We start from the raw sequence: 14,049 nt of genomic DNA on the forward strand, positions 1-14,049 counted from the left end.
AAAAATGGAAAAATAACTACACTTTTCTAAAAAGTGTAGTCAATTAATCATTATTCGGGAGATTTCTTTATCATTTCTACAATGGTGATGGCCGCTCCTTTTGTCGGTTCCTCCACGAACATATGCGTTACGGCTCCGACAAATTGCTCGTTTTGTATAATAGGGCTACCGCTCATTCCCTGTATAATCCCGCCTGTTTTTTCTAATAGTCGTTTATCTGTAACGATAAACTGGAATGTTTCTTCTGTCACTTTGTGGATTGTAATATCAAATTTTTCAATGGTGTTTCCTTCAATTGAAGTAATCATTTGTGCCGGACCTGTCTTAATTTCTTTCCCATGTATAATTTCTAGCGGAGGATACAAACTTGGTTGTAGAGGTTGTTGCCATTTGCCAAAAATGCCGTACACTTCATTTTCTAAAATACTGCCTACCTGAGCTTCATGCCGCTCACTACTCGAGATCTTATAACCGGGCTCTCCAGGGCGGCTTTTTTTAATTTGTGAGATGCTGGCGAGATACAGGGACCCTTTCATCACTTTCGGCTTTATATCGAGTGAATGGTCGATGATTTGGTGGCCAAGCGCCCCATATTCCATATCATCGGGGTCTATATATGTTAACGTACCGATACCATCTGTTTCATTTTTAATGAAGCTCGTCAAATGCTGCAGTTCTGAACTGCTGATCTGAATAGTATGCTCTTTTCCACCCCGTTTCACAAGAAGCTTTGCATCTTTAAACGGAGGATCCTCTTCAGACAGCTCCCGTACTTCCTGGCCATCTATTTCCAATATTTGATCTTTTTTACGGAGCCATTCACCGCTGTCCAAAAGAATATCATTCAGTACATAATAATGAGGCATCTCTAATTGAACACTGATGGTGTTTCCCATTGGGATGAGTTTTTTCGCTTCGATCGGAATAGCAAATGTGAAAAACGTTAGCCAAATAAGCACTACAGAATAGATGAGCTTCTTCTTCATACTCCACCTCCTTTTTTCTTTATGATGTTGCACTTTTTATCGATTATGAACGGAAAAAAAAGGACGTGTCCAAAGACACATCCTGAATTGCTTATTGGATTTCCATTTTGCGCTGTCTTGCCATTTCAATTAGCTCAGAAGCGTGCTGCAGCGTTAAATCGGTAATTTCCGCTCCACTCATCATCCGGCTCAGCTCTTCAATACGTTCATTTCCTTCGATTTCCGTAATTGTTGTAAATGTACGGTCATCTTCCACTTGCTTTTTTATATAATAATGATGATCAGCCATCGCGGCAACCTGTGGTAGATGTGAAATACATAAAACCTGGGAATTTACCGAGATATCCGAGATTTTTTCAGCAATTGCTTGTGCAACTCTGCCGCTGACACCTGTATCCACTTCATCAAAAATAATGGAAGTAATACCTGTCGAAGAAGAAAAAATCGTTTTTAACGCCAGCATAATTCGGGATAGTTCTCCACCCGACGCAATTTTTGGAAGTGATTTTGGCGGTTCTCCGACATTTGTCGAAATATAAAATGCCACATCATCCTTTCCATTAGCATCAAATTGCTCAAGTGTCTCAAACTTAACGATAAATTGCGCTTTTTCCATATGGAGCACCCGCAGCTCATTCATAATAGCATCGCTCAGTTTTTGAGCATTTTCTTTACGAATAGATGAAAGCTCCTCAGCAAGAATCGTTAACTGCTCTTCCATTTCACGCAATTGCTTTTCGCTTTGCTGAATCGTTTCATCCCGATTAATAAGCTGCATCAGTTCTTCTTCAATTTTTGCCTGATACGCCAAAATTTCTTCCACCGTTGTTCCGTATTTGCGTTTCATTGCTTGGTATTGTGCCAAACGCTGTTCCACTTCATTCATTCGTTCAGGATCAAATTCCAGATCGTCCAGCACATGCTTGATTTGATAGGCAGCATCCTGCAGAGCATAAAAGCTTGAAGCTACCGCCTCTGAAGTCTCTTTAAAATTCATGTCCAGATCAACAATATCTTCTAATGCATTCATTGCATTTCCAATATAATCCAGACCTTTTGACTCTCCAGAAATTGCTTCATATGCGACATTTGCCCGCTCGAAAATTTTGTGGAAATTCATAAGGCGCCGGCGTTCTTCCAATAACCGCTCTTCCTCGTCTAGTTGAAGGCCAGCTTCTTCTAATTCATTAATTTGAAATTGGTAAAGGTCAATACGCTGGGCTGTACGCTGCTCATCGAGATTTAAAGCTTGTACTTCTCTTTTCAGCTCTCGGTATGAATGGTAAAGCTCGCTGTACCTCTCCTGAATACTTTTAAGTTCATCATAAGCAAAATAATCAAGTAAATGAACATGCTGCTTTTCATCCATCAATTCCTGATTTTCATGCTGCCCATGAATATCTATAAGACTACCGCCGATATCACGTAACACAGATAATGGGACAAGCTTGCCATTAATGCGGCACACACTTTTTCCATTATCATTTAAATCCCGCCGCAGGATAATAGTTCCTTCTTCCGCTTCCAGTCCAGCTTCTTCAAGCTTTGCATAAATAGGATGACTCTCACTCGTAATTTGGAACAAACCACCCAGCTCGGCCTTTCTTGCACCATGACGGATAAATTCCTGCGAACCGCGGCCGCCAGCCAGTAAATGCACTGCATCGATAATAATCGATTTCCCTGCACCTGTTTCTCCCGTTAATACTGTTAAACCATCTGAGAAGCTGACCGTTAAGTCATCTATAATGGCAAAGTTTCGAATACTCAGCTCTCGTAACAATAATCTCCACCTCGAATTAAAGCATATCTAATAATCGATTTTTAATATCTTCCCTATCATTTTCGGTACGGCAAATAATCAGAATTGTATCATCACCTGAAATTGTTCCAAGGATTTCATTCCACTCCAGATGATCCAGCAGCGCAGCAATAGCATTGGCATTCCCCGGCAGCGCTTTCATCACCAAAAAATGTGAGGCCCCATCGATTGAAACAAATGCATCCGCTAATGCACGATGCAGTTTTTGAATAGGATTAAACCGCTGATCGGCGGGTAAACTGTATTTATAACGTCCATCCTGAAGAGGTACTTTCACTAAATGCAATTCTTTAATATCTCTCGAAACTGTCGCCTGTGTTACGTTATAACCTGCTTTTTTTAACTGCTCGACTAAATCATCCTGTGTCTCTATCTCATTATTTGTAATAATATCACGAATTCGAATATGACGTTGACCTTTATTCATATATTCACCTCATAAATTTATTGATTGTATTTTTACACTAACATTTGCATAAAAGAAATACAAGAAAAATTGGAAATGTACCGCTCGGATCCCTTCATTATCGACAATTCAGCCTTTTAAATAAATTAAAAAGGCAAAACCTTACGTATAAGGTTTTGCCTTTTCCTATTTTTATTCCTCTGTATTTCCTCTATCAAGCTAGAACTTTTCCCGCTTTTAAAATACCGAAGTAGTGTTTCTTACAAGAAACAGCTATGTCAATTGGGCGTGCGCTTCAGCTACAACTTTGGAAAAATCCATAAACGGTACAAGTGTCTCGCCCTCTTGCGGATTTTTTAAATGGAAGAGAAATTCAATATTTCCTTCTCCTCCGGTAATTGGCGAATAAGAGGCATTCACTACGACAAAGCCAACTTTTGTCGCCATATCAGCTGTTTGTTCCAGTACTGCTAAATGCACTTTTGGATCACGTACGATCCCTTTCTTCCCGACATTTTCTTTTCCCGCCTCAAACTGGGGTTTGACAAGTGCCATGACGTCTCCACCTGGCATTAATACCGTTTTTAAAACGGGCAAAATGAGCGATAACGATATAAAGGAAACATCTATTGTTGCAAATTCCGGAAGACCCTCAGTTAAATCTTCCGGTTTTGTATAGCGAAAATTTGTTTTTTCCATTACTGTTACCCGATTATCAGAGCGGATTTTCCATGCGAGCTGATTGGAACCAACATCCAGCGCGTAACAATGACGTGCCCCGTTTTGCAGGGCGCAGTCTGTAAAGCCGCCTGTTGAGGAGCCGATATCGAGCATGAGCTTCCCTTCCACATCCATATCAAAGATCTGCAAGGCTTTTTCAAGCTTCAGCCCCCCGCGGCTAACATATTTTAAATCAGAGCCTTTTACTTGGAGGGGTGCATCAACAGGAATTTTTTCGCCTGCCTTATCGATACGTGTTTCATTCGAATAAACAAGGCCTGCCATTATAGAGCGCTTTGCTTTCTCCCGTGTTTCACACAGTCCGCGCTCTACTAATAGAACGTCTACACGCTCTTTTGGTTGTTTTGTCATACTGTTCCTACCTGTTTTTGTAATAAAGCTTTTATCCGTTTAACTGTTTCTTCCGTCGTTACATTTATTTCTGCTAGGAGCTGGTCTACATTTCCATGTTCAATAAATTCATCCGGAATACCAATTCGGTCAATAGCTGTTTGATAGTGATGATCTGCTGCAAATTCAAGGACAGCGCTTCCAAAGCCGCCTTGCAGGACAGCTTCCTCAATTGTCAAAATTGGTGCTCCCTTTTTCATTAATGCATGCAGCATATTCTCATCCATCGGTTTAATAAAGCGTGCATTTACTACCTGTATATCGATCCCTTGGGCTGCCAGCAATTCAGCGGCTTCCAGTGCCATTGGAATAGTTGTCCCGAATGTGAGAATTGTAGCATCTTTCCCATTTCGCAATACCTCCCAGGAACCGATTGGCAATGTCTTCATTTCTGCATCCATTTCTACTCCTGATCCATTACCACGCGGGTAGCGCATCGCAATTGGACCGTCATTATACTCAAGGGCTGTTTTTACCATATGCTGCCCTTCATTTTCATCCTTTGGCATCATCAGTACCATATTAGGAATATGACGTAAAAATGCAATATCAAACACACCTTGATGTGTCTCACCATCTGCACCGACAAGGCCTGCGCGGTCAATCCCGATAAAGACATTCAGGCTCGGCCGGGCAATATCATGCAGCACCTGATCATATGCCCGCTGCAGGAATGTTGAATAGATAGCCAAAAACGGCTTCATTTTTTGTGTAGCAAGACCTGCTGCCATTGTAGCAGCATGCTGCTCGGCAATCCCAACATCGAAGAAACGGTGTGGAAAGTCCTTTTGAATGCCTTCAAGCTTTGAACCAACAGGCATAGCAGGCGTAATGGCCACAATGCGTTCGTCTTCCTTCATGCATTTCCGTACAGATTCAGCAACGAGACTGCTCCATGCAGGCCCTTTTACAGTGGATTTAACAAATTCACCATTTTCCATTTTATACGGACCTGTACCATGCCAAGTACCGATTGTATCCTCTTCTGCCGGCTTGTAGCCTTTCCCTTTTTTCGTAATAACATGAACAAGAACAGGACCATTTACTTTTTTTGCATATTCTAATGTATCTTCAAGTGCTTCAAAATCATGCCCATCAATCGGTCCAAGATATTTAAAGCCCATTTCCTCGAAAAATACTCCAGATACAACGAGATATTTTAAGCTGTCCTTCACACGTTCAGCCGTTGAAGCCAATTTGTCTCCAAGCACTGGAATTTTAAGCATGAGACGCTCAAGTTCCTCTTTTGCTTTTGAATATTCCTTGGCTGTACGTAACCGGCCCAATACGCCATGAAGGGCACCAACGTTTGGCGCGATCGACATTTCATTGTCATTTAAAATAACGATCATATTTGTTTTTTCATGACCAATATGATTTAACGCTTCTAGCGCCATACCGCCCGTTAATGCTCCATCTCCTATAATAGGTACGACAAAGTTTTTTCCTTTACGAATATCCCGTGCCGCAGCCATCCCCATTGCAGCTGACAATGAAGTTGAACTATGTCCTGTTTCCCACTCATCATGTTCACTTTCGACAAGTTTAGGGAATCCACACAATCCTTTAAATTGGCGCAATGTATCAAACTGACTCGCCCGGCCTGTTAAAATCTTATGAACATAGGCTTGGTGCCCTACATCCCATAAAAGTTTATCAGTTGGACTATTAAACGCTTTATGCAAAGCGATTGTTAGCTCTACTACACCTAAATTCGGACCGATGTGACCTCCAGTGACAGAACATTTTTCAATTAGGAATGCACGGATTTCCTTTGCTAGTGCCTCTAACTGTTTGTTGTTCAAGCCCTTTAAAAAGGATGGACTAGAAATTTTGTTTAAATCCATCTCTACACACACCTTTTCATCTATTTATTCACCGTGTTTGCGATACTCACTATTATAACAGTGTTAAACGTGAGAATAAAACGTTATACTTCTTACTTATTTCGGCGGACAATATACGTAGCAAACTCTTGCAGCAGTGCACTATCCACAGAGAGACGCTTTAAAGCATCTACAGCCGCCTGATAATGATCCTCCAGCTTGCTTTTTGCTCCCTCTATCGTCAGCAGCGCCGGGTACGTACTCTTATCACTGGCCACATCTTTGCCGGCAGTTTTGCCTAACTGCTCGCTCGTTCCCTCAATGTCTAAAATATCATCCTGTATTTGGAAGGCAAGGCCCATGTGGTGAGCATACTCCGCCAATGCCTCCCGATCGTCTTTTGTTGCATTGGATAGTACCGCTCCCGATTCGATACTGAATCGGAGTAAGGCACCCGTCTTATTAATATGGACGTTTTCAAGCTCTTCCAGGTTCAACTGGCGTGTTTCACCTTCCATATCGAGCACCTGCCCGCCAACCATTCCTTCTGAACCTGCCCCTTCACTTAACATACGAATTAGCTCCAAACGTTGTTCAGAAGAGACATCTTCCATCCTTGCAAGAATACCAAAACTAAGTGAATTGAGTGCGTCTCCAGCCAATACAGCTAAAGCTTCCCCAAATACTTTATGGTTCGTCGGTTTTCCCCGACGCAAATCGTCATTATCCATACATGGTAAATCATCGTGTATCAATGAGTAAGTATGGATGATCTCAACCGTTGCTCCTACTGTATACATTGCCTGCCGCGGCTGATTGAATGTATGACACACAGCGGCAACAAATAACGGGCGTATACGCTTTCCGCCAGCTTCAAGTGAATAAATCATGGAATCCTTTAAGGCTTGAGGTCCAGCTACTTCCTTCACCAATCCATACATATGTGATTCAATATTCGGTATATGCTCCTCTATAAAATCCTGTAAGCGTGCACTCATATTTATCCCTCACCCATATTTGATGAAAATGGCTGCTTTGATCCATCCTCACCTACTATTGAAATAAGTTGCTGTTCCGCATTCGTAAGCTTTTCATGGCAAAATTGAGAAAGCTCCATTCCTTTTTTATATAAATCGATTGCCTCTTCAAGAGGTACGTCTCCCTGCTCTAATTTACGGACAATTTCTTCTAAATCTGTCATCGCTGCCGCAAATGATTGCTGTGACATCATCATTCCCCCTTTTTCTCTACTTCAAGTATTTTAGCCTTTGCTGCTCCATCATGAAACGTAACATCAATTACATCGTCCGGAGACAGTTGTTCAACTGACTTTACTACCTGTCCATTTTTATAGGAAACATTAAATCCTTTATGCATAATCGCTAATGGATTTAACGCACTAAGTGTTCGGATTACACTATCAAACTGCTGCTTATTTTGCTGAATATTGGCAAAAACTGCCTTTGTAAGCTGTTGGGTCATAGTATCCAACTGCCTTTTTTCATAAGATACCTGTTGCTGTGGCGACTGCATGCGAAGATGGGACTGCAATCGTTCTAGAACATTCCGCTGCTTCATAAAATAAAGCGACGTACTATTCTGCAGCTGTGTATCCATTTGAGCCAGCTTTTCCGTAAATGGCCGATATAGCCGTTCCGGCATTGCGAGTGGATAAGCATTTTGCAGCTTTGTCAGACGGGTCCGCTCAAAATGAAGTCTTGCAGTCATCATCTGGTGCATATGTGACTGCCCTTTGAGTACACGTTGATAGAGCTCCTGGCGATTCGGAACAGCCATTTCTGCCGCTGCTGTAGGCGTTGGTGCCCGTAAATCAGCAACAAAATCGGCAATGGTCGTATCTGTTTCATGGCCAACCGCACTGATGATTGGAATACGGCTTTCAAAAATAGCCCGTGCCACAATCTCCTCATTAAATGCCCATAAATCCTCTATGGAACCGCCGCCCCTACCGACAATCAGCACATCGCACATCGCTTGTTTATTAGCCAATTGAATGTTTTTCGCTATATCCGCAGCTGCGCCTGCACCTTGAACAAGTGTGGGATATACGCAAATCTCAGCCTGTCGATAACGCCGCCCAATCGTCGTACAAATATCACGAATGGCTGCCCCTGTCGTCGCTGTCAAAACACCGATTGTTTGAGGATACAACGGAATCGGCTGTTTAAAATTAGGATTAAAAAGGCCTTCTTTCTGTAAACGTTCCTTCAATTGATTGAACGCAATGAATAGGCCGCCTACTCCGTCCGGTTCCATCGTCTGCGCGTATAATTGATACGTGCCCCCTACTTCATATACATTAACGTCCCCACGTATGAAGACCTGCATGCCTTCTTCAGGACGGAATGAGAGCCTCGCTGCCTGATTGCGGAACATCGTCGCATTAATACGCGCTCCGTCATCCTTCAATGTAAAATATATATGTCCAGATGTATGGATCTTGACGTTCGACAACTCCCCTTTTACATATACTTCCCGGAGGTGCGGGTCAGCCTCAAATTTTCGTTTAATATATTTTGTCAGCGCTTTTACGGTCAAGTATGAAGACGACATGTCTGCGCCCCCTTTACTTTTATGTATTTGCTAGTTTTGGTTGAATAGATGCTATCAAAGCTACATGCACTTTTCCCAAGATGGGCTTGTGCGCCATCCTTTTCTATTCTGTACCAAAAGAAAAGGGTGTCTTTTTGGCATTTAGACACCCTTATCAATACTCCATCTATTTTACATGTTTTTTTCTGCTTTGTCCTGTTCCAACTTTTTTTCTGCAGCTTGGACAGTGTTTTCGAGCAGCATTGTAATCGTCATAGGACCCACACCGCCCGGAACAGGTGTAATATGTGATGCTGCATCCGCCACATCCGCAAAATCTACATCACCGCATAGCTTATTGTTTTCATCACGGTTGATGCCTACATCGATGACTACAGCACCCGGCTTAATATGCTCTTTTGTTATAAAGTTGGCACGGCCTACTGCTGCAATTAAAATATCGGCCTGTTTTGTGAAAGAAGGCAGATCAGGTGTTTTTGAATGTGTATATGTGACTGTCGCATCCTTTTGAAGAAGGAGCTGTCCCATCGGCTTGCCGACAATATGGCTGCGCCCAACAATCACGGCATGTTTTCCTGCTACTTCAATTCCTGAATGCTCTAAAAGTTTCATGACACCAAATGGAGTACATGGCAAGTACGTATCTTGTCCTAGCATCATTTTCCCTACGCTTACCGGTGAAAAGCCATCTACGTCTTTTTCTGGAGAAATCGTTGCGATAACGGCTTCTTCATCAATATGTTTTGGGAGAGGCAGCTGTACAAGAATACCGTGAATATCTTCACGTTCATTTAAACCTCGAATTTGATCTAGTAAGGCTTCCTGTGTCACATCTTCCGGCAGTTTGATTAATTCCGAAAACATACCGATTGCTTCACAGGATTTTTGTTTGTTCGCAACGTATGTTTTACTCGCCGGGTTTTCTCCGACAAGAACCACCGCAAGGCCAGGGATGATGCCTTGCTCCTTCAGTTTTTCCACACGTTTTTCTACTGACTTACGAATTTCTTGACCAATTTCTTTACCGTTAATGATTGCACTTGACATGTTGTTACTCCTTCCAATGTTCACCGAATCTTTTTAGTGTGTAAATTTAGAAAGTACACCGTTTACAAACTTGCTTGATTTTTCGTCCCCGTAGACTTTACTAAGCTCTATTGCTTCGTTCAATACTACTCGTTCGGGTGCATCCTGCATATATAACAGTTCGTAAACGGATAAGCGTAAAACAGTTCTTTCAATTTTTGGTAGACGGCTCAGTGTCCAGTTTTCTAGCTTTTCTTCCAGCGCTGCGTCGATTTTCTCTTTATGTTCAATTGTCCCGCGTACAAGCTGTTCAAAAAAAGCATTTGTCTCCTGCTCTTCTAGAACATGTTCGATTGCTTCCTCGATTGAAAGCTCGGTGCTGTCTAATTGAAACAGTACTTGCAACGCCTTAGCGCGCGCTTCATGTCGTTTCATACATTAAATCTCCTTCTTGTTTACATTACTTTTTATGATAGCATATTTTCTGTTGTGGTACACCGCTACCATAAACTTTTCCTACGAATAACGTCTCATTTTAGCAAAAACCCTTCCTTTTAGACAAGTATGACAGATTTATCAATGCTTAGCTAAAATTTGAACAGCAGAGAAAAGAAGTACCTATCCTCTGAAATAGCTCATGTATTTGACCTTCTACTGCTTACACTAATGCTGCTAAAAATTAAACGTATAAAAAAAGTGAACGCATCATATAATCGCCCACTTCTCTTTGCCATTTTTTTTGGCCCATTTCTAGCACTCCTCTATTACTTCCAATACCGTTTTCGTTAAGAGGGTAAAGCGTTCAATGATATGCTCTTTTTCAATGTGCTCACTCTCCGCATGGATGCCCTCTCCGACAAGCCCTAATCCATCCAGCGTCCGGACAAGAGGTGCTGTAAAGTTCCCATCACTTGCCCCGCCTACCTTTGCCTCATGCAGGTCTACTCCAATTTCATGCGCCTCCTCTTTAGCTATGCCAAATAATTGAGCCGTTTGTTTTGTTCTTTCCATCGGAGGTCTATTAATACCGCCTTCTACTTTAATGTGTACTCTTTCATCATGGGGCTTTATTTCTTCAAAATAATCATCAATTTTGCGTTGCTCCTTCGTTGTTGCAGCCCGTACATCTATACCTAAATGTGCTTCGTTCGGTACTACATTTAACTTGCCTCCACCTTGGATCATTCCAACATTCAAAGTGGTTCCTTTGTCATAGTCCGTCAACCCTTCAATATCCAAAATCTGCTTTGCCGCTTCTTTAATAGCACTGACACCTTCTTGTGGGTTGTTTCCAGCATGCGCTGAACGCCCTTCTAGCGTAAGCAAATATTTTGCTGTTCCTTTCCGAGCTGTCTTTACATCACCCGAGCCGACAACAGGCGGCTCTAAAATAAATGCCGCTATGCTTTTTGCAGCTTCTGCCTCCAGAAAGGGACGGGATGTTGTGCTGCCGATTTCCTCATCACTATTAATAAAAAGCACAATTTTTTTGCTCAATGATAAATTAAATTCATCCACATATTTCAGCAGCCAAATAGCACTGATCAAGCTTGCCTTCATATCTAAAATACCAGGGCCATAGATTTTATCTGAAGTCTCTCTATATGCAATAACACCTTGGTCCCATACCGTGTCATAATGACCTACAAGCAGCACCTGCTCTGTTGCATTCCCGTATGTGAACTTTAAGTGATTCCCCACTTCTGCCATTTCTATTTCCTCTGCCTTTTTACCGAAGTATGATTTAAACATTCCTTGGAGTACATCTTTGCACTGATCTGCTAATTCTTTTTGAAGAGAAGGAGATTCGGCTATTACAAGGCGTTTCATATCTTCGATTATCTCTCTTTCATTAGAACGAAAGTACTGTTGCATCTCCATACTGCCAGCCCCTTTTTTCTTTTTTTACCCAATGTAAAAGGTCTCCATCCTCAAAGAATAGAGACCACTAGATTATTTAAAAGCTTGCGCTGCTTTTACCGCTTTATGCCATCCTTCAAACAAAGTTTCCCGCTCATCTTCACCCATTTTCGGCTCGAACTTCTGATTTAGCTGCCAGTTTTTTTGTACAGCGTCTTTACTTTCCCAAAATCCTACAGCAAGCCCGGCAAGATATGCTGCGCCAAGAGCTGTCGTTTCATTAACAGTAGAACGTTCTACAGGAACATTGAGGATATCTGCCTGAAACTGCATAAGGAAATCATTTTCAACAGCCCCTCCGTCTACACGTAAAGTTTTCATATCAATACCCGAGTCAGATGTCATAGCTCCAAATACATCGCGTGTTTGGTAAGCCAGTGACTCTAATGTTGCACGGATAAAGTGCTCCTTGCTCGTACCACGTGTTAAACCGAATACGGCTCCCCGTACATCACTATCCCAATAAGGTGTGCCGAGCCCTACAAATGCCGGTACAACATAAACACCGTCTGTATTCTTTACCCGTTTCGCATAGCCTTCGCTATCGCTTGACTTACGGAACATCCTTAACCCATCCCGCAGCCATTGGACAGCTGATCCGGCCACAAAAATACTTCCTTCCAATGCATAATTAACCTTACCATCAATTCCCCATGCAATGGTCGTCAGGAGACCGTGTTCAGACTTTACCGCTTCCTCTCCAGTATTGAGCAGCATAAAGCAGCCTGTGCCATACGTGTTTTTAGCCATTCCTTTTTCAAAGCATGCCTGGCCAAACAGAGCTGCCTGCTGGTCACCTGCAATACCGGCAATCGGGACTGAATGACCGAAGAAGTGCTTGCCCACTACCGCACCATATACCTCCGAGGACGGACGTACTTCAGGAAGCATAGAAGAAGGGACATCTAAAATTTGCAGCAGTTCTTCATCCCATTTTAAGTCATGGATATTATACATCAGCGTTCTCGAAGCATTTGAATAATCAGTTACATGTACCGCGCCATCCGTCAGCTTCCAAATAATCCATGTATCGATTGTGCCGAAAAGAAGCTCCCCTTTTTCAGCTCTTTCACGGGCGCCTTCAACATTGTCGAGTATCCACTTTACCTTTGTTCCGGAAAAGTATGCATCAATCAATAGCCCCGTCTTATTGCGGAACAGCTCTTCATATCCTTCCTGCTTAAGCTGATCACAAATACCCGCTGTTTGTCGTGACTGCCAAACAATTGCATTATAGATAGGCTCGCCAGTCTTTCTATCCCATACAACCGTTGTCTCACGCTGGTTAGTAATGCCAATTCCTTCAATTTGCTCAGCAGCAATGTTATTTTTGGATAATATTTGAGCGATGACGGATAAAATAGAACTCCAAATTTCTACCGGATTATGTTCAACCCACCCCGACTTTGGAAAATACTGTTTAAACTCCTGCTGTGCCATATGAGCAGGATTCCCCATTTCATCAAATAAAATTGCACGGCTGCTCGTTGTTCCTTGGTCAAGCGCCATAATATATTTCTTCATATATGATCCCCTACCTTCCTCTTTGACATGGACACTTGTGCAGCAAAAAAGATTGCGAGCACAATAATGAGGCATATCCAAAATGCGATTGAATTTTCACCCCGAAAAAACTGCTTATAAAATAGAGCGCCGAAAACTGCTCCTAGAATCGGTCCTACAACCGGTACCCAGGCATAAGACCAATCAGAATCCCTCTTTCCAGGAATGGGGAGTAAAAAGTGAGCAATACGAGGGCCAAGGTCCCGGGCCGGATTGATTGCATAGCCCGTTGGACCTCCGAGGCTCATTCCGATGGCGATAATAAGTGCTCCAACGATGATAGGGTTCAGCCCTTCTGTAAATTCATTTGCACCAATTGCTAAAATTCCAAGTACAAGGGCAAACGTACCGATCAGCTCAGCAATCAAATTGGATAGTGGATGACGGATTGCTGGAATTGTACTAAATACAGCAAGTTTTGAATCTGCATCCTCCGTCACACCCCAATGCGGCAAATACATAATATATACTAGTGCTGCCCCAATAATGGCTCCAATCATCTGCGCTAAAATATACATAGGAACATCCGCCCACGGAAAATCGCCAATTGAAGCAAGACCAATCGTAAGGGCCGGATTCAGATGTGCACCACTATAATCGCCCACTGCATAGGCGGCCATAGCAACTGCTAATCCCCATGCAATTGTTATGACAACCCATCCGCTATTTTCCCCTTTGGAAAATCTTAGCACACTTCCCGCCACAACACCGCCGCCGAACAAAATAAGGATCATTGTTCCGATAATTTCTCCCAAAAATTCTGACATACATGGTCCTCCCCTGCTGTCGTATCAT

At 42.5% G+C, this 14,049-nt stretch carries 13 protein-coding genes; all 13 read right to left on the reverse strand.

Annotated elements, in window-relative coordinates; translation table 11 throughout:
• Positions 1-50: 50 nt before the first annotated feature.
• Positions 51-986, reverse strand: a complete 936-nt coding sequence (locus tag BOD01S_RS06400) for a SpoIVB peptidase S55 domain-containing protein (RefSeq protein WP_036158198.1) — start codon at positions 984-986, stop codon at positions 51-53.
• Between the two features lie 91 nt (positions 987-1,077).
• Positions 1,078-2,769 (reverse strand): DNA repair protein RecN, encoded by a 1,692-nt coding sequence (gene recN / locus BOD01S_RS06405; RefSeq protein WP_036158195.1) that lies wholly within the window; start codon positions 2,767-2,769, stop codon positions 1,078-1,080.
• Between the two features lie 16 nt (positions 2,770-2,785).
• On the reverse strand, positions 2,786-3,235 hold the full coding sequence (gene ahrC / locus BOD01S_RS06410) for a transcriptional regulator AhrC/ArgR (RefSeq protein ID WP_036158192.1): 450 nt from the start codon (positions 3,233-3,235) through the stop codon (positions 2,786-2,788).
• Between the two features lie 252 nt (positions 3,236-3,487).
• Positions 3,488-4,306 (reverse strand): TlyA family RNA methyltransferase, encoded by an 819-nt coding sequence (locus BOD01S_RS06415; RefSeq protein ID WP_036158189.1) that lies wholly within the window; start codon positions 4,304-4,306, stop codon positions 3,488-3,490.
• Entirely contained in the window at positions 4,303-6,192 is a 1,890-nt protein-coding gene (gene dxs, locus BOD01S_RS06420) for a 1-deoxy-D-xylulose-5-phosphate synthase (protein ID WP_036158185.1), read from the reverse strand. The genes BOD01S_RS06415 and dxs overlap by 4 nt, the downstream gene beginning before the upstream one ends.
• A 92-nt stretch (positions 6,193-6,284) precedes the next feature.
• The gene (locus BOD01S_RS06425; protein ID WP_036158182.1) at positions 6,285-7,169 is read right to left on the reverse strand and encodes a polyprenyl synthetase family protein; all 885 of its coding nucleotides are present in this window, start codon (positions 7,167-7,169) and stop codon (positions 6,285-6,287) included.
• A 2-nt stretch (positions 7,170-7,171) separates the two neighbouring features.
• Entirely contained in the window at positions 7,172-7,405 is a 234-nt protein-coding gene (xseB, locus tag BOD01S_RS06430) for an exodeoxyribonuclease VII small subunit (protein WP_174523067.1), read from the reverse strand.
• Positions 7,402-8,745, reverse strand: a complete 1,344-nt coding sequence (xseA, locus tag BOD01S_RS06435; RefSeq protein WP_036158175.1) for an exodeoxyribonuclease VII large subunit — start codon at positions 8,743-8,745, stop codon at positions 7,402-7,404. Before xseA ends, xseB begins: the two co-directional genes overlap by 4 nt.
• A gap of 171 nt (positions 8,746-8,916) precedes the next feature.
• Entirely contained in the window at positions 8,917-9,792 is an 876-nt protein-coding gene (gene folD / locus BOD01S_RS06440) for a bifunctional methylenetetrahydrofolate dehydrogenase/methenyltetrahydrofolate cyclohydrolase FolD (protein WP_036158172.1), read from the reverse strand.
• A 33-nt stretch (positions 9,793-9,825) separates the two neighbouring features.
• Entirely contained in the window at positions 9,826-10,206 is a 381-nt protein-coding gene (gene nusB / locus BOD01S_RS06445; RefSeq protein ID WP_036158169.1) for a transcription antitermination factor NusB, read from the reverse strand.
• Between the two features lie 315 nt (positions 10,207-10,521).
• Positions 10,522-11,652: a M20 family metallopeptidase gene (locus tag BOD01S_RS06450; protein ID WP_036158165.1), complete on the reverse strand. Its 1,131-nt coding sequence runs from the start codon at positions 11,650-11,652 to the stop codon at positions 10,522-10,524.
• 72 nt (positions 11,653-11,724) lie between these two features.
• Positions 11,725-13,215 carry a glycerol kinase GlpK gene (glpK, locus tag BOD01S_RS06455; RefSeq protein ID WP_036158161.1) on the reverse strand — a complete coding sequence of 497 codons (1,491 nt, stop codon included), beginning with the start codon at positions 13,213-13,215 and terminating at the stop codon, positions 11,725-11,727.
• A complete protein-coding gene (locus tag BOD01S_RS06460) occupies positions 13,212-14,021 on the reverse strand; it encodes an MIP/aquaporin family protein (RefSeq protein ID WP_036158158.1) in 810 nt (269 codons plus the stop codon). The genes glpK and BOD01S_RS06460 overlap by 4 nt, the downstream gene beginning before the upstream one ends.
• Between the last annotated feature and the right edge of the window lie 28 nt (positions 14,022-14,049).

It is taken from the genome of Lysinibacillus odysseyi 34hs-1 = NBRC 100172 (assembly GCF_001591965.1).
Taxonomy (GTDB): domain Bacteria; phylum Bacillota; class Bacilli; order Bacillales_A; family Planococcaceae; genus Lysinibacillus_B; species Lysinibacillus_B odysseyi.

What these genes read in the sequence shown, in the direction of transcription:
- ahrC (WP_036158192.1), bottom strand. Translation starts at nt 3,235, where the DNA reads ATGAATAAAGGTCAACGTCATATTCGAATTCGTGATATTATTACAAAT.
- BOD01S_RS06400 (WP_036158198.1), bottom strand. Translation starts at nt 986, where the DNA reads ATGAAGAAGAAGCTCATCTATTCTGTAGTGCTTATTTGGCTAACGTTT.
- BOD01S_RS06450 (WP_036158165.1), bottom strand. Translation starts at nt 11,652, where the DNA reads ATGGAGATGCAACAGTACTTTCGTTCTAATGAAAGAGAGATAATCGAA.
- BOD01S_RS06460 (WP_036158158.1), bottom strand. Translation starts at nt 14,021, where the DNA reads ATGTCAGAATTTTTGGGAGAAATTATCGGAACAATGATCCTTATTTTG.
- dxs (WP_036158185.1), bottom strand. Translation starts at nt 6,192, where the DNA reads ATGGATTTAAACAAAATTTCTAGTCCATCCTTTTTAAAGGGCTTGAAC.
- glpK (WP_036158161.1), bottom strand. Translation starts at nt 13,215, where the DNA reads ATGAAGAAATATATTATGGCGCTTGACCAAGGAACAACGAGCAGCCGT.
- xseA (WP_036158175.1), bottom strand. Translation starts at nt 8,745, where the DNA reads ATGTCGTCTTCATACTTGACCGTAAAAGCGCTGACAAAATATATTAAA.
- BOD01S_RS06415 (WP_036158189.1), bottom strand. Translation starts at nt 4,306, where the DNA reads ATGACAAAACAACCAAAAGAGCGTGTAGACGTTCTATTAGTAGAGCGC.
- BOD01S_RS06425 (WP_036158182.1), bottom strand. Translation starts at nt 7,169, where the DNA reads ATGAGTGCACGCTTACAGGATTTTATAGAGGAGCATATACCGAATATT.
- folD (WP_036158172.1), bottom strand. Translation starts at nt 9,792, where the DNA reads ATGTCAAGTGCAATCATTAACGGTAAAGAAATTGGTCAAGAAATTCGT.
- xseB (WP_174523067.1), bottom strand. Translation starts at nt 7,405, where the DNA reads ATGATGATGTCACAGCAATCATTTGCGGCAGCGATGACAGATTTAGAA.
- nusB (WP_036158169.1), bottom strand. Translation starts at nt 10,206, where the DNA reads ATGAAACGACATGAAGCGCGCGCTAAGGCGTTGCAAGTACTGTTTCAA.